Below are 21,009 nucleotides of genomic sequence, written 5' to 3'. Positions count from 1 at the left end.
CCGGATCCGGACGGGCGCCGGAGCGTCAGGGCAGCAGGCCGCGCTCGTGGGCGGTGACCGCGGCGGCCGTACGGTCGGACACCCCCAGCTTGGCGAAGATCCGTACCAGGTGGGTCTTCACGGTGGCCTCGCTGAGGAACAGCGCGGCGGCCACCTCGCGGTTGCTCGCGCCGCCGCCGACCAGCGCCAGCACCTCGATCTCGCGCTCGCTCAGCGGTCCCCTCGGCGGCCGGGCGGGCGCGCGGACGCGCTCGATGAGCCGCGCCGCCGCCGAGGGGGCCAGCACGCTCTCGCCGCGCGCGGCGGCGCGGAGCCCGCGGAACAGCTCCTCGCGCGGCGAGTCCTTCAGCAGGTAGCCCACCGCGCCCGCGTCGATCGCGGGCAGGACGTCGGCGTCGCCGTCGTAGGTGGTCAGCACCAGCACCCGCGTCCCCGGCGCCGCCGACGCCAGCCGCCGGATCAGTTCCACCCCGTCCACGCCCGGCATCCGCAGGTCGCTCAGGACGACGTCCGGCCGCGTCCGGGCCACCGCGGCCAGCGCCTCCGCGCCGTCGGCGGCCTCCGCCACCACCTCGAAGCCCGGCTGCCCGCCGAGCATGCCCAGCAGCCCGGCGCGGACCACCGGGTGGTCGTCGACGACGACCACCCGGACCACTTCGGCGCCGCCCGAGCCGTCGTTCACACGCATTCCCGTTCCTCCGCGTCCCCTTGCTCCGCGTCCCCTTGCTGCCCGTCCCCTTGCCGCGCGTCCCCTTCTTGCTCATCCGGGCGCACCGCCGGGACGGTCACGCTCACCGCCGTTCCGCGGCCCGGCGCCGACTCGATGCTCAGCGTTCCGGCGAACCGCGCGATCCGGTGCCGCATCGCCGACAGGCCGAGCCCGCCGCCGGCCGGGCCTGCGGCCGCCGCGTCCGGGTCGAAGCCGACGCCGTCGTCGTGCACGTCGAGCGCGACCACGTCGTCCATGAACGACAGCGTGACGCGGACGTGCCGGGCCCGCGCGTGCCGGGCCGCGTTCGCCAGCGCCTCCTGGGCCGCGCGCAGCAGCGCCTCCTCGGCCTCCGGCCGCAGCCGCACGGGCGTGCCGGTGACGGTCACGGCGGCGTCCGCGCCCTCGCGCGCCCGCCAGCGCCCGACCACGGCCTCGATCGCCTCGGGCAGCGTCCCCGCGTCGAGCGGGGACGGCCGCATCGCCAGCATCCAGCGGCGGGCCTCGGCCAGGTTCTCGCGCGCCGTCTCCCGCGCGACGTCGACATGGCCGCGCGCCGGGCCGTCCGCCGGAATGTGCCCGCGGGCGGCCTCCAGATGGGTGAGGATCCCCGCCAGCCCCTGGGCGAGCGTGTCGTGCAGCTCCCGCGCCATGCGGGTGCGTTCGGTCAGGACGCCCGCCGCTCTGGCGCGCTCCAGCAGCTCGTCCTGGAGCCCCGCGTTGTGCCGCGCCATCTCGGCGAGGCGCGCGTGCGCGGCGGTGAGCTCCTCGTACGCGACGCGGCGGCGCAGGGCCTCGGACTCCACCGCCCGCAGCGCTCCGCCCACGGCGCCGATCAGCACGGTGGTTCCGCAGAGCGTGGCCAGCATCCCCGGCGACCAATCCCAGTCGGTGACGGTCGCCGCGCTGGTGGCCGCCACGCCCGCGTACGCGAGCCGCCCCGGAAGGGTCACGAACGCGGTCGGGTAGCAGGCGGCCACCAGGAGGACGTACACGGGCTCGCGCAGGAACAGCCACCAGGCCAGGCCGAGCAGCACCGCGAAGTACGCCGCCATCGGCGCCGCGGCCCGTTCCGGCCAGCGCGGATGCGCCGTGACCATCCACCAGTGCCACAGCGCGGCCAGCGCCGCGGGCCCGAGCGTGAGCAGGAGGTCCGGCGAGGGCGCGGGCCGCTCCGCCAGCACGAGCAGGGACGCCGCCGCCACCGCGGCGTACGGGGACGCCAGCCAGAACCGGTCCCAGCCGCTCCGCCCGGCGGGGACGTCCACGGCGGCCTCCTGGTGTCGATCGCGTCCGGCCACGCTTGCAGTATCCACCGATTCCGGCCGGGGAGCCCGCGCGCGGATTCCATCGACCGGACGACACGCGCGCACGGCACCGCGTGCTAGCCGGCGCGGTGGCGCGCGCCGTTCGCGCCGGTCAGCGCCCTGTCCGGGGCGGCGGCCGGGCCCGGCCCGGCGGGACGCGGCGGCGCGCGATTCAACCGGTCGAACCGCGGATGGCCCGTTCAGCGGATACGGCGCGGCGGGAGTCCCGCGAAGACTCGCCGCCATGAACGAGACCGCACCGCGCCGTACACCGGCGGACGCGCCCACCCCCGAGAAGGAACGCTCGCTCGCCCCCGACCTGGCCCGCGGAACGGCCCTGCTCGGCATCGCCCTGGCGAACTCCGTCTACTACGTGAACGCCCCCGAGTACGGGGCCCGCTCCCGCCCGCTCGACGGGTCCTGGCCGGACCGCGCCGCCGACCTGCTCCTGGTGACGCTCGTGGACGCCAGGTGGCTGCCCCTGTTCGCCCTGCTTTTCGGGTACGGCGCCGTGCAGCTGATGCGCCGGCAGCTCGCGTCGGGGCACGACCTCCGGGCCGTGCGCCGGCTGCAGCGGCGGCGCTTCGGCTGGCTGACCGCGTTCGGCCTGGCCCACCTGCTCCTGCTCTTCGGCGGGGACATCCTCGCCATCTACGGCATCCTGGGCTTCGGGCTCCTGCTCACGCTGCGGGCCCCGGACCGGTCCCTGCTCGCCTGGGCCGGCGCCGCCCTCGCCGCCGCCGTACCGCCGGCCGCGCTGGTGGGCATGCCCCCGTTCGGGACGGACGTGCGCAGCAGCGTCCCGTCGCTGCTCACCGGCGACCCCTGGGAGGCGCTCGTCCTGCGGGCCGCGGCCTGGCCGCTCGACGTCGTCCTGCTGGCCCTGTCGGCCTTCGCGCCGATGCTGCTGGGGGTCTGGGCGGCGCGCCGCCGCGTCCTGGACGACCCGGCCCGGCACCGCCGCCTCCTGCGGCGCACCGCCCTGGTCGGCCTTCCCGCCGGGGTGGCCGGCGGGCTCCCGCTGGGCCTCATCGCGGCCGGGCTCTGGAACGCCGGGGTCGCGGCGACGTACCTGGCGTCCGCCCTGCACGTCCTCACCGGGTTCGCCGCGGCGCTGGGCGCCGGCGCCGCGTTCGGCCTGGCGGCCGCCGGGCGGGCGGGGCGGGGCGGGCCGGTGGCGCGGGCGATGGTGGCGACCGGCCGGCGGTCGCTGTCGTGCTACCTGGCGCAGTCGGTGGTGTTCGTGGCCCTGTTCGCGCCGTACGCGGGCGGGCTCGGCGACGATCTCGGGACCGCCGCGATGGCCGCCGCGGCCGCGCTGACCTGGCTGGCCACGGTGCTCGCCGCGGCCATGGCCGCGCGCGCCGGCCGCCGCGGTCCCGCCGAGGCGCTCCTGCGCCGCCTCGCCTACGGCCGCCGCACGGCCTAGCCGGCGGAGCCGGGCGGGGCGGGCGGTTCGAGCATGGGGACGAGGAAGCGGCGGGCGAGGGCGGCGAGCTGCGCGTCGTCGTCGAGATCGACGAGGTGGCTGGGGATGGCGAGGAAGGACGCGGAGACGCGGACCATCATCTCGGCCACGTGGTCGATGTCCAGCCCGTCCGCCACGTTGCCGGCGCGCTGCTCCTGGCGGAGCTGGCCCGCGACGAACCGCCGCACGGTGGCGAGGGTGTGGCCGCCGTCGCTGATCATCGCGGAGACGAGCAGGTCGGTCTCGGCGTCGATCAGGCCGCCGATCAGCGGGTTGCCGCGGATGGCGCGCAGCGAGCTGACGAAGCCCAGCACCACCCGGTCGGCGGCGGTCTCGGCCCGCTGTATGTCGGTGAGGAACCGGTCGAAGTAGCGGCGGAACTCGCGGCGGACGACCTGCTCGACCAGCGCGTCCTTGGTCGCGAACCGCCGGTAGACCGTGATCCGCGAGACCCCGGCCCGGCGGGCCACGTCCTCCATGGTGGACCGCTGGATGCCCATCCGGCAGAACTGCTCGTACGCCGCGTCGAGGACGCGCGCGCGGGCGGTGTCGGTCTCGCCCGCCTCGCCGTTCTCGCCGGCCTGGCCGACGGCCTCGCTGTACGCGCGTTCCAGCAGCGACTCGTGTCCCGAGGTCGCCATGAGGAAGGACAGCACAGGTTCCACGTTCTCCTCCTGGGACGACCCCATCCATTCTGCCGCACCCTTCCGCGGCCGCCGTCAAGATCAGGTCTTGTGGCGGCCGACACAGTGTGCTGTCATTGGACTGCCGTCGATGATACGCGGATGCAGGATGCGTTTCACCGTATCGCACGGCGATCTCGGCCCCGAGGAGGAACGAAGATGGACAAGCCCAGCAGGCGCAACGTGCTGATGACGGGTGGAGCGTTGGGCGCCGTCGGCGCGCTGACCGCGGCCACCCCCGCCCAGGCGTCCCGGCTGTGGACGTGGTCGCCCGAAGGCTCGATCGCCGGCGCGGGGGCGGGGGCCGACCCGCGCGGCGTGTGGGACCCGGAGGCCGACCAGCTGGTCGCCTCGCTGCTCGACCGGGGCGCCGTCCCCGACGTGAACAGGAAGCTGCGGACCTGGACCAAGAACGGCCAGGCACTGCCGAGCGGGCTCCCCGCCGACCTGCGCGACTTCATGGAACGGGCCAGGCGGCTGCCGTCCTGGGCCGACCAGGCCAAGCTCGACACCGCGGTCGACTTCAACGAGAAGCGCGGGCTCTACCTCGGCGTCACCTACGGGTTCGCCAGCGGGATGATGAGCACGGTCATCCCCAGGGAGGCGCGCGCCGTCTACTACTCCAAGGGCGGTGCGGACATGCGGGACCGCATCACCAAGACCGCCAAGCTCGGCTACGACATCGGCACGGCGAACGCCTACAAGCCCGACGGCGAGATGATCGTGACCTGCGTCAAGACCCGGCTGGCGCACGCGGGCGTGCGCCACCTGCTGCCGAAGTCGCCGTACTGGAACAAGGTCGCCGACGAGACGGTCCCGATCAGCCAGGCGGACATGATGGTCACCTGGCACAGCCTCCCCACGACCGTCATGCAGAACCTGGTCAAGTGGAAGGTGCCGATCCCCGCCGCCGAGTCCGAGGCGTTCCTGCACTCCTGGCAGCTGTGCGCGCACATGCTCGGGATCAAGGACGAGTACATCCCCAAGTCGTGGGACGAGGCGAACTCGCAGGCCAAGCAGGTCCTGGACCCGATCCTGGCCCCGACGCCCGAGGGCATCAAGCTGGCCGACATGCTGCTCAACCTGGCCACGATCGTCCCGGGCGGCCCGCTCAAGTACGTCACCAAGCCCATCCTCGGCGCGCTCACCCGGTACGTGCTCGGCGACGAGATCGCGGGCTGGCTGAACATCCGCCGGTACCCGCTCTGGGACACGATCTTCGAGACCGCGTGGGAGCCGTTCGTCCGCGTCCGCGAGGGCCTGCTCGAACTCGAGGACGCGCCCGGGATCGTGCAGAGCTCCTACTGGGCGTTCGACGAGATCCTCCGGCTGTCGGCGCTGCTCGTCCTGTCCGGCGCGGACTACCCGATCAGCATCGAGATCCCGGTGACCAACAACCCCGACTACTGACCCGCCTCCCGGGCTCGGAACCGTCCCGCTCCGAGCCCGGGTCGCATCGCGGCGCGCGGCCGCGGCGCCGGCGGCTCAGCGCTCGAAACGCCAGCGCGACGCGCCGAACGGCTTCGCGGTGCCCACCCCGAAGGCGGTGTGGAAGGTGAAGCGGTAGACGTGCCAGGGCGGCGGGCCCGCGCTCTGCGCGCTGTACGGCGCGGTGAGCGCGTCGCCGTCCACCCGCGCCGGCCAGCCGCCGTCCCGGTAGCCCGCCGCCACCCGTTCCAGCAGGTCCGGGTCGGCGGTGCGGACGGCCTCGCCCTCCAGGACGAGGTCGACGCCGGTCAGCCGGATGGACAGCGTGCACGCCGGGTTGGCCGCCAGGTTCCGGGACTTGCGGGTCGCGGGACCGCTGGCCAGGTAGAGGTCGCCGTCGAGCCACAGGGCGCCGACGCCGGCCGCGTGCGGGCGTCCGTCCGGCCGGACCGTTCCCAGGAACACCGGTGTCTCGGGGCTGGTCAGCTCCGTCGTCAGCCGTTCGTGGGCCCGGCTCCACGGCAGCGGGCCCGAATCGTAGATGTCGAGGTCCACGGCCTCGGCCGGTTCGCGATCGGTCATGCGTCCGCCTTTCCCCTCGGATGAGCCTTCGGTGGTCATCCGGGTAGACCGGGACCGGCCCCGGGACTCATCGGTCCGGGCCCACGCGGGATTGCTACGAGTTCCCGATGTGCGACCGCGACCCGCTGCCGTACTGGACGCGCGGCCGGGTGACCCTGCTGGGGGACGCCGCCCACCCGATGTACCCGATGGGGTCGAACGGCGCGGGCCAGGCCATCCTGGACGCCACCAGCCTCAGCCGCCACCTGGCCCGGCACGCCGATCCCGCCGCGGCGCTGCTGGCGTACGAGCGGGACCGGCGACCGGCGAGGTGGTGCTGCGCAACCGCGAGGGGCGGGCCGGAGAACGCCATCGACGAGGTCGAGCGCCGCGCGCCCGACGGCTTCGCCCGCATCGAGGACGTGATCGACACCGCCACCCTGGAAGCGATCGTGACGGGCTACGCCCGGGCGGCGGGCGCGTCCCGCGACCAGGTGAACCGCGATGCCTGACCGCAGCGCCGCGCCGACTCGTGGCGTGTCCCCCTTCCGGCGCGGCCGCCGCGGGCGGACACGCCACGAGTCAACCTCGTGGACGGGCCGGCGCGGCGGCGGTGTAGCGCCGGGCCAGGTCCGCGACGGCGGCCCTCAGCTCGGGCGGGCCGACGACATCGAAGTCGGCGTCGAAGCGGCCGATGGCGGCGGCCAGGCCGGGCCAGGACCACGAGCCGAGGACCAGCCGGCAGCGGTCCGGGCCGAGCTCCTCGACGAGCCCGTCGCGGGTGTGGCGGGAGACGGCGGCGGCGGGCAGGGCGAGGATCACCTCGCCGCGGCAGGGCCAGCCGCCGGCGCCGCCGGCGCCCATGAACCGGCCGGACACGAACGCCGCGACATCGCCCCCGGGCAGCTCGCGCGGGGTGAAGCGGGGGCCGGTGGGGGAGCGCGGGGTGATCCGGTCGGCGCGGAAGGTGCGCCAGTCCGCGCGGTCGAGGTCCCAGGCGACGAGGTACCAGCGCCCGCTCCAGGTGACGAGGTGGTGCGGCTCCACCCGGCGCGGCGGCACCGGAACGCCGCCGTCCCCGCCGCCCCCGCCGTCCCCGGCCTCCGGCGGGGACGCGGGCGGGTAGTCGAAGCGCAGCACCTCGCGGGCGTGCACGGCGGCGCTGATCGCCATGAGCACGGCGCCGTCGACCCGCGGGTTCGCCCGGGCCGCGGGCCGCTCGACGGCGGTGACCTGGAACGTGTCGATCCGGCGGCGCAGCCGGGCGGGCATGACCTGCCGGACGGTGTTCAGCGCGCGCGCCGCGGCCTCCTCGATGCCGGCCCCGGAGGTGGTGGCGAGCTGGAGCGCGACGGCGAGGGCGACGGCCTGCTCGTCGTCGAACAGCAGCGGCGGCAGCTCCGTCCCGGCGTCGAGCCGGTACCCGCCGTCGGGCCCCTTGAACGCCGCGATCGGATAGCCGAGCTCGCGCAGCCGGTCGACGTCGCGGCGCACGGTGCGCGGGCTGACCCCCAGCCGTTCGGCGAGCAGCGCCCCGGGCCAGTCCCGGCGCGCCTGGAGGAGCGAGAGCAGCGCCAGCAGTCGGGCGGATGTCTTCGGCATGGTGCCCATACTGGCCCGAGTAGAGGACACGTCCTGACCGCTTCTCCTGAGAGATTGTCCGTGGGGCAAGACGACGGACCGGAGGACGCTGATGACCGTTCTGACCACCCGGGCGCTGAACCGCGCGACCCTCGCACGGCAGATGCTGCTCGAACGGGCCGACCTCCCGGTCCTGGACGCCGTCGCGCACCTGTGCGGTCTCCAGGCGCAGGAGCCGCAGGAGCCCTACTTCGGGCTCTGGTCCCGGCTGCGCGCGTTCGACCCCGCGGTGCTGTCGGACCTCCTCGTGCGGAGGGAGGTGGTGCGGACCCACCTGATGCGCCGCACCATCCACCTCATGACCGCGGGGGACACCCTGGCCTGGCGGGCCCGCCACGACGCCATGCTGCTCCAGCGGGTCCTCGGCGTCTACCGCGCGGAGCTGGCCGGGGTGGACACGGCCGAGCTCGCGGCGGCCGGGCGGGAGGTGATGGCCGACGGCGAGTCCCGCACGATGCCCGAGCTCGGCCGGGCGCTCGCCGGGCGGTTCCCGGAGGTGCGGCCGCGGGTGCTCGGCGAGCTGGTGGTCGGGGCCCTGGTCCCGATGGTGCAGGTGCCGCCGCGCGGGGTGTGGCGCGCGACCGGGGGAGCGCGGAACGTCCCGGTGGCCGACTGGCTGGGGCGCGAGGTCGACCCGCCGGCCCCGGACGGCACCGACCCCGTGGGGCGGCGGCTCGTGCGGCGCTACCTGGCCGCGTACGGCCCCGCCGCCACCGCCGACGTGCGCGCCTGGTCCGGGGTCGCCGGGCTGCCGGGCGCGGTGGCCGCGATCCGGGACGAGCTGGTCTCCTTCCGCGACGAGCGCGGCCGCGAGCTGCTCGACCTGCCCGGCGCGCCGCGCCCCGACCCCGACACGCCCGCCCCGGTGCGCTTCCTGCCCGCGTTCGACAACGCGATCCTCGGCTACCACGACCGCCGCCGGATCATCGACGACGAGCACCGCGGCCTGTCGGTCGCCGGCGAGCGGGCCGTCCTGGTCGACGGCCGGGTCGCCGCCACGTGGAACGACAAGGACGGCATCGTGACCGTCGCCCCGCTGCGCCCCTTCTCGCGAGCCGACCGCGCCGCCGTCGCCGAGGAGGGGCGGGCGCTGGCGGCGTTCCTGTCCGGCGGCGCGTCCGACCGCGTCGAGGTCGCCGCCTCGCCCGCCTGAACGCCGCGCTACCGGCCCGCGGCGGCGATCACCGAGGAGATGCCGCCGGAGGTGGTGACCAGCCGCTGGTACTCGGGGCGGCGCAGCTCGCCGCCCATGAACGGGTACGGGTTGCGGTGCACCGCCGGGCTGGCCTCCTCGCTCAGCGCGGCGAAGTGGATCTCGCGGGCGCCGGTGGCCGCGACCACCCGCGCGGCGTTCCGCGCGGTGATGCCGCCGCCCGGCATCACCACGATGCGGTCGCCCGCGCGCCGCACCAGTTCGGCGATCAGCGGCGCGCCCTCCAGCACGCTCACGTCCTGCCCGGAGGTGAGCACCCGGTCGACGCCCAGCTCGATCAGCGTCTCCAGGGCGGCGTACGGGTCGGCGGCCATGTCGAACGCGCGGTGGAACGTCACCGGCAGGCCGCCCGCCGCGGCGATCAGGCGCTCGGTGACGGGCCGGTCGATCTCGCCGTCCGGGGTGAGGGCGCCGATGACGACGCCGTGCGCGCCGGCCTCCCGGGCCAGCGCGGTGTCGTGCTCCATCGCGGCGATCTCGTGCTCGTCGAAGATGAAGTCGCCGCCGCGCGGGCGGATGATGACGTGCACCCGGATCGACGACACCGCCGCCAGCGCCGCCCGGACCGTGCCCAGGCTGGGGGTGAGCCCTCCGTCGAACAGCGCGGCGCACAGCTCCACGCGGTGGGCGCCGGCCCGTTCGGCGGCGATGGCGCCGGCGACGCTGTCGATGCAGATCTCGTAGGTGAGGCTCACTGACTTCTTACTTCCCTTCGATGATGCGGATCTCGCCCACCGGGCGGCCGCCGCCCAGGACCGGGACGGCCCCCAGCTTCGCCGCGGCGGTGGTGTCGGCGCCGAGCGCGGCGAGCGCGCGCAGCGCGATGGCGGTGGTGGCGCGGGGACTGCCGTCGATGACCTTCACCGCGACGGCGTGGCCCGCGGCGGTGGCGGCGACGAGCACGCCCTCGGCGCCGCCCTTCACCACGGAGCCGGGCAGCGCCCGCATCAGTTCGGTGTTGGCGTGCCCGGTGCCGCCGACGTACTCGGGGTGGGTGCGCATGGCGTCGGCGACCGCGCGGGACGGCCCGCCGGCGGCGAGTGCGAGCGACCGCACGGCCCGCGCCAGCCCCACGAGCGTGAGCCCGAACAGCGGCGCGCCGCACCCGTCCACCGCCACCGGCGCCGGCGTCTCGCCCGAGCCGTCCGCCAGAGCCGCGCGGACGCCCTGCTGCACGGGGTGCCCGGGGTCGAGGTACGTCTCCGGCGGCCACCCGTTGGCGGCGCAGGCGGCGAGCATGGCGGCGTGCTTGCCCGAGCAGTTCATGTGCTCGCGCGTCTCGCCCTTCCCGGCCCGGATCAGCGCGGCCTTGGACGGCTCGTCCTCCGGCCAGGACGGCGGGCAGCGCAGCGCGCCGGCGTCCAGGCCGGCGGCGGCCAGGATCGCCTCGACGGCCGCGACGTGGAAGTCCTCGCCGGTGTGGCTGCCCGCCGCGATCGCCAGCCGCTCGCCGGCCAGCGGCGCGCCCGCCGCCAGGCACGCCAGCGCCTGGAACGGCTTGGTCGTCGACCGCGGCAGCACGGTCCCGCGCACGTCGCCGCGCGCGTACGCGAGCGTTCCGTCAGGCGCCAGCCCCGCCACGCTGCCGTAGTGAACGCTCTCGGCGAAGCCGTTGCGGACGACCTCCGCCAGCACGTCGTACATCTCGTCCCTCCATGGTCCGCTGCTCCAGCGTCCGCGCGACCTTGGCGAGCGTCGCGTTGACGACCAGGTAGATCAGCGCGACCACCAGGTACGTCTGGATGAGCAGGTGGTTGTAGTTCGCCAGCACCTTGCCGCTGTAGAGAAGCTCGGCGTAGCTGACGACGTAGCCGAGCGAGGTGTCCTTCAGCAGCCCGGCGGACTGGCTGACCAGCGACGGCAGCACCCGCCGCGCCGCCTGCGGCAGCACGATCAGCCGCATCGCGCGGCCGCGGGTGAGGCCGACCGCCAGGCCCGCCTCCAGCTGGCCGCGCTCCACCGACGCGATCCCGGCCCGGAAGATCTCCGCGAACGCGGCCGCGTTCGACACCGACAGCGGGACGACCAGCTTCCAGAACAGCGGCAGGTCCAGGCCGTACCGGGGGAGCGCGAACAGCACCACGTACACCAGCAGCAGCGCCGGGATCGTCCGGACGACCTCCACGTACGCGGCGCACGGCAGGCGCAGCCACCGCGCGGGCGACAGCCGGCCGAGCGCGAGCAGCACGCCCGCCGCCATCGACAGCGCGATCGACACCACCGCGGCCAGCGCGGTCGAGCGCAGCCCCTCCAGCAGGTAGCGCCACATCGGCCAGGTGCCGTACGGGCGCCACCGGTCGGCGGCGAGCTGCCCGTTGTCGCCGAACTGCTTCAGCGCCAGCGCCGCCAGCGCGAGCCCGGCCAGCACGGTGAGCACGGTCGCGGCGCGGATGCGGGCGCGCGCCCGCGGGCCCGGCTCGTCGAACAGCAGCCGCGCCGAGCCCGGCCGCTTCCGTCCGGTGGTCTGCTTGCTTCCGGTCATCACCGCAGGATCGCCAGCTTCCGTTCGAGCGTGCCCGTCACCAGGCCGAAGACCGCCGACAGCGCCATGTAGGCGAGGCCCGCGCTGACGAAGATCCAGATCGGCTGCGCCTCGGCGAGGTTCACCCGGTTGGCGGCGGCGGTCAGCTCGACCAGCCCGACCGCCGCCGCCAGCGCGGTGTTCATCAGCGTCATGATCGCGATGTTGCCGAGCGGCTGGACGACCGTCCGCAGCGCCTGCGGCAGGATCACCAGCCGCAGCGACTGCGTGAACGTCAGCCCGAGCGCCCGGGCCGCCTCGCCCTGCCCGGCCGGCACCGCGTTGATCCCCGACCGGATCGCCTCGGCCATGTACGCCCCCTGGTACAGGGCGATCACGACGACCGCGGTGGTGAACAGCCCGGCCATGACCCCGATCTCGGGCAGGCCGAAGACGGCGAGCACGAGCCAGACCAGCAGCGGGATGTTCTGCAGCACCTCGACGTAGGCCATGCCCGCCGCGCGCAGCACCCGTACCGGGCTCACGCGCATCGCGGCGACGATCACGCCGGCCGCGAGCGCGCCCGCGAGGGAGAGCAGCGTGAGCACGACGGTCAGCCGCAGGCCGGCGCCGAACTCCGCGAGATGGTCGGTGATGACGTTCATGACGGAGCCCGGCCCGCCCTTCGCCCGGGCCGGGCCGCTCCCGTCACCGCGGTCCCGCTCACTCCGAGCCCGGCGCGGAGCCGATCGCGGGCGGCTGAGGTGCCGCGCCCTCCGCGACCGTGCCGATCGAGTTCTTCCAGACCTTGGCCCAGAGGCCGGACGCCTGGATCTGCTTGAGCCAGTCGTTCACGAACTGCTTCATCTGCGCGTCGCCGTGCTTGAGCCCGATGCCGTACGGGTCGCTGGTGAACGGCCGGCCCTGGATGCGGACGGACGGGTCCTGCTTGGCGGTGGCCAGCAGCACGGCCTCGTCCTGCACGTACGCCTGCCCGCGGCCCTGCTTGAGCGCCTGCACGCACTCGGGGTCGCTGCCGAACGTGATGATCTTCGCGTCCGGGGCGGCCTTCTTGATGGCGGGGATGGCCGGCGTGTTGGCGCCCGCGATGACCGTCTTGCCCTTGAGGTCGGCCGGGACCTTGATCCCGGTCTCCTCCTTCTTGGTGGCGATGACCAGCCCGGACGTGTAGTACGGCCCGGCGAACGCGACCTGCTTCGCGCGCTCGGGGTTGATGCTGTACGTCTGCAGCACCACGTCCACGGTGCCGTTGGACAGCAGCGCCTCGCGGGTCTCCGACGCCGAGTTGACGATCTTCACGTTCGGCTTGCCGATGATGTACTTGGCCAGCAGCCGGCCGAAGTCGGCGTCCAGCCCCTCGACCTGCTTGGTGGCGGGGTTCTGCTGCGACAGCAGCGGGGCGTCCAGCGAGCCGCCCACGACCAGCTGGCCGCGCTGCTTGATCTTCTCCATGGTCGAGCCGGCCGGCAGGCTCGACGCGACCGGTGCCGCGGCGAGCAGGTCGTCCTGCTTGCCCTTGTCCGCGCCGGGCACCGCGGCGTCGCCGCCGCCGGAGCAGGCGGCGAGGCCCGCCAGCGACAGCGCCGCGATCGCGGTCGCCGCCGTCCGACGCGTCCTCGCGGAGGTACGCACCATGATCATCAACCTTTCTCGAAGTCGCGCACCGCGGTCACCTGCCGGGTACGCCTGCCGCGGCCCGCCGCCGCGTCCCCGCGGCGGCCGGCCGGCTAGTGGCTGAGGACCTTGGCCAGGAAGTCCCGGGCCCGGTCGCTCGCGGGTGAGTCGAAGAAGGCCGCCGGCCCGCCGCTCTCGACGATCTCGCCGTCGGCCATGAACACGACGCGGTCGGCCACCTTGCGGGCGAAGCCCATCTCGTGGGTGACGACCACCATCGTCATGCCGTCGCGGGCCAGCCCGGTCATGACCTCCAGCACCTCGCCGACCATCTCGGGGTCGAGCGCGGAGGTCGGCTCGTCGAACAGCATCGCCTTCGGCCGCATGGCCAGCGCGCGGGCGATGGCCGCGCGCTGCTGCTGCCCGCCCGACAGCTGCGCGGGGAGCTTGCCGGCCTGCTCGCCGATGCCGACGCGGTCGAGCAGCTCGCGGGCGCGCTTCTCGGCCTCGGCACGGGAGAGGCCGCGCACCCGCGTCGGCGCGAGCGTGAGGTTCTCCAGGACGGTCTTGTGCTGGAACAGGTTGAACGACTGGAACACCATGCCCACGTCGGCGCGCAGCCGGGCGAGCGCCCGGCCCTCGGCGGGCAGCGGCTCGCCGTCCACGCGGATCGTTCCGGCGTCCGGGGACTCCAGCCGGTTGAGGCACCGGCAGAGCGTGGACTTGCCCGATCCGGAGGGGCCGATGACCACGACCACCTCGCCCTTCGCGACGTCCAGATCAACGTCGCGCAGCGCGGTGTGGTCGCCGAACCGCTTGTGCAGGCCGCGCACTTCGATCATTCGTCCATCCCTGCTCGAACTTCCTTCGAAATCGAAGTAGAGCAGGACGATAAGGGTCGACATCGCAACAAGTCAACGTGTTGATGAAGAAAGTGGGGCGTGCTAGACATCTGGGGTGCGCAACAACAGAGACGACGGACCGGCCGCGCTCGTCCGGCTCGTGGCGACCGGCCAGGCCGAGTCCAGGGCCGAGCTCGCCCGGCTCTCCGGGCTGGCCGCCTCCAGCGTCTCGCTGCGCGTCGAGCAGCTCATCGACGCCGGGCTGTTCACCGAGGAAGGGGCCGGCGCCTCGCGCGGCGGGCGGCGCCCGCGGCGGCTGCGGCTGGCCCCCGAGGCCGGCGTCTTCCTGGTCGCCGACCTCGGCGCGCACCACGCCCGGCTCGCCGTCGTCGACCTCGCCGGGTCCCCGCTCGCCCTGGCCGACCTCGCGTGCGACATCGCCGTCGGCCCCGAGCGGACCCTCACCGCGGTCGTCGGCAGCCTCCGCGACCTGGCGCGCGCGCACGGCATGGGGAACGTCCCGGTACGCGGCATCGGCGTCGGACTCCCCGGGCCCGTCGACCCGCACACCGGGCAGGTCGTGTCACCGTCCCGCATGCCGGGCTGGAACGACTTCCCCGTCCGCGACTTCGTCGCCGAGCACGCCGGCCTCCCGGCGCTGGTCGAGAACGACGCCAACCTGATGGCCGTCGGCGAGCACCGCCACTCCTGGCCCGGCCTCGACAACCTCATGGTCATCAAGCTGGGCAGCGGCATCGGCTGCGGCGTCATCGTCGCCGGCCGGCTGCACCGCGGCCGCGGCGCCGCCGGCGACATCAGCCACGTCCGGATCCTGCCGGAGGCGAGCGCCGACTGCTCGTGCGGCCACCCCGACTGCCTGGAGGCGCACGCGAGCGGCGCCGCGCTCGCGGCGGGGCTGCGCGCGCAGGGCATCGCGGTCGAGCAGCCCGCGCAGATCGTCGACCTGGTGACCGACGGCGTCCCGCAGGCCACCAGCGCGGTGCGCACCGCGGGCCGCCTCATCGGCGAGGTGCTCACCGCGCTGGTGAACTTCTTCAACCCCGACGCGCTCGTCATCGGCGGCAGCCTGTCGGGCGCCGAGCCGCTCGTCGCCACGATCCGCGGCGTCATCTACGAGCGCTGCCTGCCGCTGGCCACCCGCAACCTGGAGATCGCCACGTCCCGGGCCGGCCCCGACGCCAGCATCCTCGGCGCGGGCCGGCTCCTCCTCGAACGCTCCGCCGACTGGATCGAGCCCGCCCTCACCCGCTGACGGCGTGCCGGATCACTCCGGCGCGAGCAGCTCCTGGAGCTCCGCGACCGCCTCCCGCAGCCGGCCGGCGAACGCGTGCATCGCGTCCGCGACCGGCTGCGGCGTGCTCAGGTAGACGTTGAAGCGGTCCGGCAGCAGGACGTACGCGACGCCGATGCAGTGCTCGCTCGTCGACCCGAAGCCGAAGTAGCGGATGCTCGTGGACGGCGCGGAGCTGGTGCTGAGGTAGTCGTCCCGCATCACCAGCCAGCCCGGCGACGCGAACAGCGGCGGCTCCTCCGCGACGCCGAGTTCCGCGCCGCGCCGCTTCTGGATCAGCTGGAGCTCCCACAGGTGCTGCTCGGGCGCCTGCCCGGCCTGGCACTCCTTCGCCCGCCGCACGTGCGCCTCGGCCGCGGCCCGGAACGCCGCCCGGCGCTCCTCCGGGCCGGCCGCGGGATCGTCCATCGCCGCGACGAAGCGCGGCACCTCGGGCGTGACCACCCGCATCGCCTCGGTACGGCCGTGCCGGAAGTGCCGCGTCGCGATCGACTCGTACGTGGCGCCGGTGAACCCCTTCGCCCGCTTGTGGGCGAGCTGGTACGCCATCTGCACGAACGCGTCCGGCGAGACGCCCAGGCTCTTGGCGCGGTCGCCGCCGAAGTCGTCGAACGACACCGTCGCGGTCGCGGTGGCCGCGCCGTACGCCGCGAACGCCTCGCCCGCGCCGCGCACGGCCGCCCGCAGCCCGTCGTCCAGGACGAACTCGATCGGCCTGACGGGCGGCTCGCCCTGGGAGACGGCACCGGAACGGGCCGACTGCTCCGCGGCGGGCGTGCCGAGCAGCGCGTCCACGAAGGCCAGGATCGTGGTGCCGTCCAGCTCGCAGTGCTCCACGTTGATGCCGGCCGTCCCGTCCGCGAAGACGATCAGCGAGACCGCCTTGTCGAACCAGCGGTTGCCGCTCTCGCCGTGCAGCAGGTGGTCGCAGGCGTCCTGCTCGCCGGCGGGGACGAAGTCCTCCAGGCAGACGCAGAACAGCGCGGTCTCCACCTCGTCGAGCGACGCGGCGTTGCGCGGATGGTGGTCGAGCAGCGCGCGGCGGGTCCGCGCCCACTCCGCCCTCGCCATCGTGGTGAGGTGGCCGACCGGCGCGTCCGGGCGGGCGTCCGACTTCAGGATCGTGCGGAGGGCGGCGGCGAGCTCGTCCAGCGTGTACGGGCGGCCGCCGGGCCCCAGCACGTCCAGCCGGAACATCGTCCCGCGGAAGAACACCACGATGTGCCGGGCGCCGGACGGGCCGGGCCACTCCGCGGAGTACGGCGCGCGGACGGTGTCCTGCACCTCGCCGGGGATGCGGGTGGTCGAGAACAGGAACCGCTGCTGCACCATCGACAGCGGGCGGCCGCGCTGCGACGCGGGCGGGACGCGCTCGGCGTCCAGCCGCAGCTTGTGGTCCAGCGCGCCGGCGATCAGGCCGGCGGCGCGCTCCGCCTGCCCCGTCCCGGGCGCGTCGCCGAAGAGGAAGAAGAAGTTCGCGTTCAGCGCGATCCGGTCGCGGCGCCCCAGGTAGCGGTACGGCCAGAACGTGTCGAGCCAGCTGTGCACGCCCTCCTCGGCGTCGTACCGCTCCAGCGCGGCGTGCAGGACGGGGCCGGGGCCGCCGGGGCGCCGGAACTCCTCCACCGCGGCCCTGGTCTCGGCGAGCTGCGCGTCGTCCAGCAGCGGCGCGCACCATTCGAGGAGCCGGGCGCAGCTGTCGTCCAGTGCGGGCAGCGGCACGCGGAGCAGGCCGTCCTCGTTGCCGAAGGTGCGGGCGGACGGCTCGTGGCTACTGTTCAATTCGTCGGTCCCTCGGTCCGGGGTGGGCTGGTCGGGGTGCCGCGGTCCATCATCGCGCGGCCGGGCGGGATACGTGCAGGCGTGCGGAAAGCCAGCCGTCGCGTTCCGGGCCGTCGGGGTCCACGCCGGCGGCGGACAGGGTCTCCAGCACCTGCGCCTGCTCGCCGGCCGTCGCGAACCGGCGCTGCCGGAACGTCTCCGCGGAGTGGACGGTCTCGTAGCCGGCCGCGTCCAGGGCCTTCTCGACCGGATCGAACGGGAACATGCGCAGCACGAAGTGCGCCATCCACGGCCGGCGGCCCGGCGGGGCCGCGTCGACGATCCGGCCCAGCGTCCGCTCGGTGACGTAGCCGACGCAGCCGGTGGAGATCACCAGATCGGCGGCGGCGAGCCGCTCGCGCTGCGCCGCGGTCGGCTCGTTCTCCTCCAGGTCGGCGTGGACGGCACCGTCGACGAACCCGGCCCCGGCCGCGTACTCCAGGGCCGGGCGGGACGAGTCCAGCCCGATGAACCGCACGCCGCCGGACCCGCCCGCCGCGCCGCCCCTCGAACGGACCAGGTCGCGGTCGCGCTCCAGCAGCCCGGCGATGCTCATCCCGTCCGCTTCCGGGCCGCCGTAGCGCTCGTACAGCTCGTCCATGGTCGCGTCGCATTTCAGCAGGGCGGCGTTGATGCCGTACGAGCAGCCGATGTCGAGAACGGTCGGATTCCGGACCCCGGTGGCGGCACGGTACTCCTCGATAAGAGCGCGGAAATGCGGCTTCGCGAGTTCCGGGATGTGGTAGTCGAGTTCACGGAGGGTGCTGAAATAGGCGCGTGGATCGGGCCGGGTGTAGATGTCGTCCAGGCAGATCTTGCCGGTGGTGTCGGCGCGCACGGTCTCGTTCCTCTCGGGGCGTCGCGGGGGGACGAGCGGGGGAGAACCGGGATCGGTGGTCGAGGGTCAGTCGAGGAGGGCGTCGACCCGTACGGCGCGGCCCTCGGCGGCGAGGTGCTCGGGCAGCACCCGGCCGAACAGCTGCCGGGTCCGCGCCACGCTGCCGATGACGCCGGGCCGCTCGCTGTAGGCGAAGATCGCCGTGTGCCGCGAGGTGCCGCCCCGGACCGGGCTGACCCGGTGCAGCGAGTAGCGGCCCTTGAAGAGCTGGAGGTCGCCGGGGCGCAGCTCCAGCCGCCGCACCAGCCGGTCGCCGCGGCCGTTCAGGACGGCGCGCACGTCGGCGAAGTTCTCCGCTCCGGCCGTCCTGATGTTGGGGCAGTACTCGAAGATCCCGCCGTCCTCGGCGGGCTGGGTGAGCATGCTGACCGTGAACTCGTTGGTGTCGAAGTGCCACGGGTGCTCCATGCCGGGGCGGACGACGTTCAGGCACAGCCCCGAGAGCGGGTCGGCCAGCTCGTGCACGCGGTCCAGCCCGAAGCAGGCGGCGACGAAACGCTGGAACGGCCCGCTGGTGTAGAGCCGCTGGACGAGATGGCCGACGGGGATGAGGTCGCGCGCCACGAACGCGTTGCCGCGCTCGATCGGGATGCGTCCCGGATGGTCGGCCGGCAGCGACGCGTCCACCGCGATGTTGTAGGCGTTGACGGTCTCGACCTCGAAATGCGCCAGCGGCGCGATGGCGGCGCATTCGGTCCGGAGCGCGTCCTGGAGTTCCGGCCGGACGAAGTCCGGCAGCACGCTGCATCCGCTTTCCCGCAGCTCACGGCGGGTGCGCTCCACCAGCGCGCGCCAGGCGCCGCCGCCCGGTTCCCCGAGCGGATAGCGGCCGGTGTCCACCACCTGTTCGACGTCCCGAGCCCCGGGCATGCCCATGAAGATCCTCTCCATCTGGGCGTCCCGGTGCAGGAGCCGCCCGCCGTCAAGACCCTCGATCCGCGAACAGGCCACGCTGCCTGCGTCCTGCGGTCCCGCCGGCCGTCCGGCGGCGGGACCCACGACGGTTTCTTAGCACAGTCGTTCCGGGGGACGGCGGCCGGATCCGCCGTCCCGCACGGCCCGCGGCCACCCGTCCCGGACGGTGACCTGGCGCGAAGGCCGCCGTCATCGGGCCCCCGCCACCCGCCCCTGTGTCCCAAGTCACGCTCCGCCGCAGCCGGCCGTCAGTCGACTCGTGGCGTGTCTCCGCTCCGCGGCGCCCGCCGGAGGGAGACACCCCACGAGTCAACCTCGTGCGGTCGCCTCGCGTACGGCGGGGACGATCTCGGCGGCCCAGCGGCCGAGCGAGGCGGCGTCCTGGGTGCCGCCGTCGGGGGAGAAGAGGGTGAAGCCGGCGGCGCCGTGCCGGAGGACGGCGCCGGTCAGCTCCTCGATCCACTGGCCGGCGGACCCGCCGATCCAGCGGCCGTCGGCGTCGCGGGTGGCGGCCAGCGGCCGCTCGGTGATCCGCCCGGGGAGGTTGAAGACCGTGCGGATCTCGCGCGGGTCGCGGCCCGCGGCGGCCGCCGCCTCGTCGATGACCGGGCGCGAGGTGCGGTACCGCTCGCTGAGCCAGTCGGCGGCGTGGCCCGGGATCCAGCCGTCGGCCACCCGGCCGGTCGCGGCCAGCGACTTCGGGCCGACCGACCCCGTCCACACCGGCGGCGCGGCCACCGGGGCCGGCTCGATCTCGGTCACCTGGTAGTGGCGCCCCTGGAAGGTGACCGGCGGGCCGCCTCCCGACAGCTTCCTGACCAGGGTGACCGCCTCCTCGAACGCCTCCACCGCCGCGCCGGGGGACAGCCGCGGCACGCCCATGTCGGCGATGCGGTTCCACAGCCCGCCCGCGCCCATGCCGAGCACGACGCGCCCGTCCGACAGCGCCGACAGCGACGTCACCATCCGCGCCAGCATGGGGGCGGGCCGGGTCGGCAGGTTGCTGACGTTGGCGAAGCCCGCGATGCGCTCGGTGCTTCCCAGGAGGAAGGCGAGGGCGGCGTAGGCGTCCAGGCGCCCGCCGAAGTAGGGGTGGTCGGACAGCGAGAAGTGGTCGAGCCCGTCCCGGTCGGCCTGCCGGACCATGCGCAGCAGCTCGGGCGCGCCGTCGATGCCGCTGTGCGCGCCGAAACCGAAGAAGACCTTTTGTGCCGGCACTGTGCCGCCTCTCGAACGAAGGGATTAAGTTCGTGTCACGAATAATATTAGTTCGTGACACGAACCGCAACTCGCGCGGCTTGGGACGGCCCCACCTTCAGGCGGCCTGAAGGGTGGGGCTAAGCTTCAGGCAAGCTGAAGGTCGGGGCGGCTCCGTGGCGGACTCGCCCGCACACCCAGGGAGTCGGAACATGAACAGGCGCGACCTGCTTCGCACGGGCACGATCACCACGACCGGCCTCGGCCTCGGCGTGCTCGGGGCGTCCCCGGCGCAGGCGGCCCCCAGGAAGCCGCTGCGCGTGCACACGGTCCTCTACGACGGCGTCGAGGAGCAGGACTTCGCCGGGCCGGTGGAGGTCCTCGGCATCATCGCCGACCGCTTCCAGGTGGAGCAGAGCTTCGTCACCGCCGGCGAGCCGCGCACGATCAGGACGATGTCCGGGATGGACGTCGCGGTACGGACCCCGTGGTCGCCCCGGTCGGCCGATGTGATCATCGTGCCCGGCGGCGGGCTCGGCCCGGGATCGGCGGTGGACGAGCAGATCCGCCGCGGCGCCCTGCCCCGCGCCCTGGCGGCGGCCCGGCGGCCCGGCCTGATCATGGCCTCGGTGTGCAGCGGCGCGCTCCTGCTGTCCGCCGCGAAGATCACCGCCGGCCGGCCGTGCACGACGCACCACGCGGCCAAGGAGGACCTGGCGGCCCAGGGCGGCCGGGTGGTCGAGGGCCGGGTCGTCGACGACGGGGGCCTCATCACGTCCGGCGGCGTCACCTCGGGCCTCGACCTCGCGCTGTGGCTCATCGAGCGCCTCTACGGGCCCGAGCCGGCGCTGCTCGCCGAGAAGGTCCTGGAGTACGAGCGGCGCGGCACCGTCTGGCGCGCGGCCTGAGCGGGCACCG

The 21,009-nt window shown here is 74.6% G+C and carries 21 protein-coding genes; 6 read left to right on the top strand and 15 right to left on the bottom strand.

Going from position 1 to position 21,009, the window contains the following annotated elements:
* Positions 1–25: 25 nt before the first annotated feature.
* Together ACA361_RS13215 and ACA361_RS13210 are read right to left on the bottom strand one after the other, a co-directional pair.
* Positions 26–688, bottom strand: a complete 663-nt coding sequence (locus tag ACA361_RS13215) for a response regulator (protein ID WP_375012203.1) — start codon at positions 686–688, stop codon at positions 26–28.
* Positions 679–2,010 carry a sensor histidine kinase gene (locus ACA361_RS13210; protein ID WP_375012202.1) on the bottom strand — a complete coding sequence of 444 codons (1,332 nt, stop codon included), beginning with the start codon at positions 2,008–2,010 and terminating at the stop codon, positions 679–681. Before ACA361_RS13210 ends, ACA361_RS13215 begins: the two co-directional genes overlap by 10 nt.
* A gap of 250 nt (positions 2,011–2,260) precedes the next feature.
* On the opposite strand from ACA361_RS13210, the gene ACA361_RS13205 reads away from it, so the two are divergent.
* Positions 2,261–3,445, top strand: coding sequence for a DUF418 domain-containing protein (locus ACA361_RS13205; RefSeq protein ID WP_375012201.1), 1,185 nt, complete (start codon positions 2,261–2,263; stop codon positions 3,443–3,445).
* On the opposite strand, the gene ACA361_RS13200 is transcribed toward ACA361_RS13205, so the two are convergent.
* Positions 3,442–4,125, bottom strand: a complete 684-nt coding sequence (locus ACA361_RS13200; protein ID WP_375012490.1) for a TetR/AcrR family transcriptional regulator — start codon at positions 4,123–4,125, stop codon at positions 3,442–3,444. The genes ACA361_RS13205 and ACA361_RS13200 overlap by 4 nt on opposite strands.
* Before the next feature lie 201 nt (positions 4,126–4,326).
* Between ACA361_RS13200 and ACA361_RS13195 the strand changes: the two genes are divergently transcribed.
* Positions 4,327–5,577 (top strand): oxygenase MpaB family protein, encoded by a 1,251-nt coding sequence (locus ACA361_RS13195; RefSeq protein ID WP_375012200.1) that lies wholly within the window; start codon positions 4,327–4,329, stop codon positions 5,575–5,577.
* A 75-nt stretch (positions 5,578–5,652) separates the two neighbouring features.
* On the opposite strand, the gene ACA361_RS13190 is transcribed toward ACA361_RS13195, so the two are convergent.
* On the bottom strand, positions 5,653–6,177 hold the full coding sequence (locus tag ACA361_RS13190; protein ID WP_375012199.1) for a pyridoxamine 5'-phosphate oxidase family protein: 525 nt from the start codon (positions 6,175–6,177) through the stop codon (positions 5,653–5,655).
* A 107-nt stretch (positions 6,178–6,284) separates the two neighbouring features.
* Between ACA361_RS13190 and ACA361_RS13185 the strand changes: the two genes are divergently transcribed.
* Positions 6,285–6,668 (top strand): FAD-dependent monooxygenase, encoded by a 384-nt coding sequence (locus ACA361_RS13185; protein ID WP_375012198.1) that lies wholly within the window; start codon positions 6,285–6,287, stop codon positions 6,666–6,668.
* Between the two features lie 70 nt (positions 6,669–6,738).
* Here the strand turns inward: ACA361_RS13185 and ACA361_RS13180 are convergent, their stop codons facing one another.
* Complete coding sequence (locus ACA361_RS13180; protein ID WP_375012197.1) at positions 6,739–7,758, bottom strand: helix-turn-helix transcriptional regulator; 1,020 nt, start codon at positions 7,756–7,758, stop codon at positions 6,739–6,741.
* A 91-nt stretch (positions 7,759–7,849) separates the two neighbouring features.
* On the opposite strand from ACA361_RS13180, the gene ACA361_RS13175 reads away from it, so the two are divergent.
* Positions 7,850–8,950, top strand: coding sequence for a winged helix DNA-binding domain-containing protein (locus tag ACA361_RS13175; protein WP_375012196.1), 1,101 nt, complete (start codon positions 7,850–7,852; stop codon positions 8,948–8,950).
* A gap of 8 nt (positions 8,951–8,958) precedes the next feature.
* On the opposite strand, the gene ACA361_RS13170 is transcribed toward ACA361_RS13175, so the two are convergent.
* The 6 genes from ACA361_RS13170 to ACA361_RS13145 all read right to left on the bottom strand — a co-directional run bounded on the left by ACA361_RS13170 (position 8,959) and on the right by ACA361_RS13145 (position 13,948).
* A complete protein-coding gene (locus ACA361_RS13170) occupies positions 8,959–9,705 on the bottom strand; it encodes a copper homeostasis protein CutC (protein WP_375012195.1) in 747 nt (248 codons plus the stop codon).
* 7 nt (positions 9,706–9,712) lie between these two features.
* Entirely contained in the window at positions 9,713–10,654 is a 942-nt protein-coding gene (locus tag ACA361_RS13165; RefSeq protein WP_375012194.1) for an asparaginase, read from the bottom strand.
* On the bottom strand, positions 10,572–11,492 hold the full coding sequence (locus tag ACA361_RS13160) for an amino acid ABC transporter permease (protein WP_375012193.1): 921 nt from the start codon (positions 11,490–11,492) through the stop codon (positions 10,572–10,574). Before ACA361_RS13160 ends, ACA361_RS13165 begins: the two co-directional genes overlap by 83 nt.
* Positions 11,492–12,136: an amino acid ABC transporter permease gene (locus ACA361_RS13155; protein ID WP_375012192.1), complete on the bottom strand. Its 645-nt coding sequence runs from the start codon at positions 12,134–12,136 to the stop codon at positions 11,492–11,494. Before ACA361_RS13155 ends, ACA361_RS13160 begins: the two co-directional genes overlap by 1 nt.
* A 58-nt stretch (positions 12,137–12,194) precedes the next feature.
* Positions 12,195–13,127, bottom strand: a complete 933-nt coding sequence (locus ACA361_RS13150) for a glutamate ABC transporter substrate-binding protein (protein ID WP_375012191.1) — start codon at positions 13,125–13,127, stop codon at positions 12,195–12,197.
* 92 nt (positions 13,128–13,219) lie between these two features.
* Positions 13,220–13,948, bottom strand: a complete 729-nt coding sequence (locus ACA361_RS13145; protein WP_375012190.1) for an amino acid ABC transporter ATP-binding protein — start codon at positions 13,946–13,948, stop codon at positions 13,220–13,222.
* Between the two features lie 115 nt (positions 13,949–14,063).
* On the opposite strand from ACA361_RS13145, the gene ACA361_RS13140 reads away from it, so the two are divergent.
* The gene (locus ACA361_RS13140; RefSeq protein ID WP_375012189.1) at positions 14,064–15,221 is read left to right on the top strand and encodes an ROK family protein; all 1,158 of its coding nucleotides are present in this window, start codon (positions 14,064–14,066) and stop codon (positions 15,219–15,221) included.
* A 12-nt stretch (positions 15,222–15,233) separates the two neighbouring features.
* Here ACA361_RS13140 and ACA361_RS13135 read toward each other — a convergent pair whose 3' ends face one another.
* The 4 genes from ACA361_RS13135 to ACA361_RS13120 form a co-directional block, all read right to left on the bottom strand.
* Positions 15,234–17,042 carry a choline/carnitine O-acyltransferase gene (locus ACA361_RS13135; protein ID WP_375012188.1) on the bottom strand — a complete coding sequence of 603 codons (1,809 nt, stop codon included), beginning with the start codon at positions 17,040–17,042 and terminating at the stop codon, positions 15,234–15,236.
* Between the two features lie 49 nt (positions 17,043–17,091).
* Positions 17,092–17,919 (bottom strand): class I SAM-dependent methyltransferase, encoded by an 828-nt coding sequence (locus ACA361_RS13130; RefSeq protein ID WP_375012187.1) that lies wholly within the window; start codon positions 17,917–17,919, stop codon positions 17,092–17,094.
* Positions 17,920–17,985: 66 nt separating this feature from the next.
* Positions 17,986–18,930: an arpA protein gene (locus tag ACA361_RS13125; RefSeq protein WP_375012186.1), complete on the bottom strand. Its 945-nt coding sequence runs from the start codon at positions 18,928–18,930 to the stop codon at positions 17,986–17,988.
* 273 nt (positions 18,931–19,203) lie between these two features.
* Entirely contained in the window at positions 19,204–20,112 is a 909-nt protein-coding gene (locus ACA361_RS13120) for an LLM class flavin-dependent oxidoreductase (protein ID WP_375012185.1), read from the bottom strand.
* 191 nt (positions 20,113–20,303) lie between these two features.
* Here ACA361_RS13120 and ACA361_RS13115 point away from each other — a divergent pair, with 191 nt between their 5' ends.
* Positions 20,304–20,999 carry a DJ-1/PfpI family protein gene (locus tag ACA361_RS13115; protein ID WP_375012184.1) on the top strand — a complete coding sequence of 232 codons (696 nt, stop codon included), beginning with the start codon at positions 20,304–20,306 and terminating at the stop codon, positions 20,997–20,999.
* The last annotated feature ends 10 nt before the right edge of the window (positions 21,000–21,009 follow it).

This window comes from Actinomadura sp. 21ATH (assembly GCF_041951345.1).
Lineage (GTDB): Bacteria > Actinomycetota > Actinomycetes > Streptosporangiales > Streptosporangiaceae > Spirillospora.
This window is presented reverse-complemented; position numbering and strand designations above follow the sequence as displayed.

What these genes read in the sequence shown, in the direction of transcription:
- ACA361_RS13215 (WP_375012203.1), bottom strand. Translation starts at nt 688, where the DNA reads ATGCGTGTGAACGACGGCTCGGGCGGCGCCGAAGTGGTCCGGGTGGTC.
- ACA361_RS13205 (WP_375012201.1), top strand. Translation starts at nt 2,261, where the DNA reads ATGAACGAGACCGCACCGCGCCGTACACCGGCGGACGCGCCCACCCCC.
- ACA361_RS13200 (WP_375012490.1), bottom strand. Translation starts at nt 4,125, where the DNA reads ATGGCGACCTCGGGACACGAGTCGCTGCTGGAACGCGCGTACAGCGAG.
- ACA361_RS13195 (WP_375012200.1), top strand. Translation starts at nt 4,327, where the DNA reads ATGGACAAGCCCAGCAGGCGCAACGTGCTGATGACGGGTGGAGCGTTG.
- ACA361_RS13190 (WP_375012199.1), bottom strand. Translation starts at nt 6,177, where the DNA reads ATGACCGATCGCGAACCGGCCGAGGCCGTGGACCTCGACATCTACGAT.
- ACA361_RS13185 (WP_375012198.1), top strand. Translation starts at nt 6,285, where the DNA reads ATGTGCGACCGCGACCCGCTGCCGTACTGGACGCGCGGCCGGGTGACC.
- ACA361_RS13180 (WP_375012197.1), bottom strand. Translation starts at nt 7,758, where the DNA reads ATGCCGAAGACATCCGCCCGACTGCTGGCGCTGCTCTCGCTCCTCCAG.
- ACA361_RS13175 (WP_375012196.1), top strand. Translation starts at nt 7,850, where the DNA reads ATGACCGTTCTGACCACCCGGGCGCTGAACCGCGCGACCCTCGCACGG.
- ACA361_RS13165 (WP_375012194.1), bottom strand. Translation starts at nt 10,654, where the DNA reads ATGTACGACGTGCTGGCGGAGGTCGTCCGCAACGGCTTCGCCGAGAGC.
- ACA361_RS13160 (WP_375012193.1), bottom strand. Translation starts at nt 11,492, where the DNA reads ATGACCGGAAGCAAGCAGACCACCGGACGGAAGCGGCCGGGCTCGGCG.
- ACA361_RS13155 (WP_375012192.1), bottom strand. Translation starts at nt 12,136, where the DNA reads ATGAACGTCATCACCGACCATCTCGCGGAGTTCGGCGCCGGCCTGCGG.
- ACA361_RS13150 (WP_375012191.1), bottom strand. Translation starts at nt 13,127, where the DNA reads ATGGTGCGTACCTCCGCGAGGACGCGTCGGACGGCGGCGACCGCGATC.
- ACA361_RS13145 (WP_375012190.1), bottom strand. Translation starts at nt 13,948, where the DNA reads ATGATCGAAGTGCGCGGCCTGCACAAGCGGTTCGGCGACCACACCGCG.
- ACA361_RS13115 (WP_375012184.1), top strand. Translation starts at nt 20,304, where the DNA reads ATGAACAGGCGCGACCTGCTTCGCACGGGCACGATCACCACGACCGGC.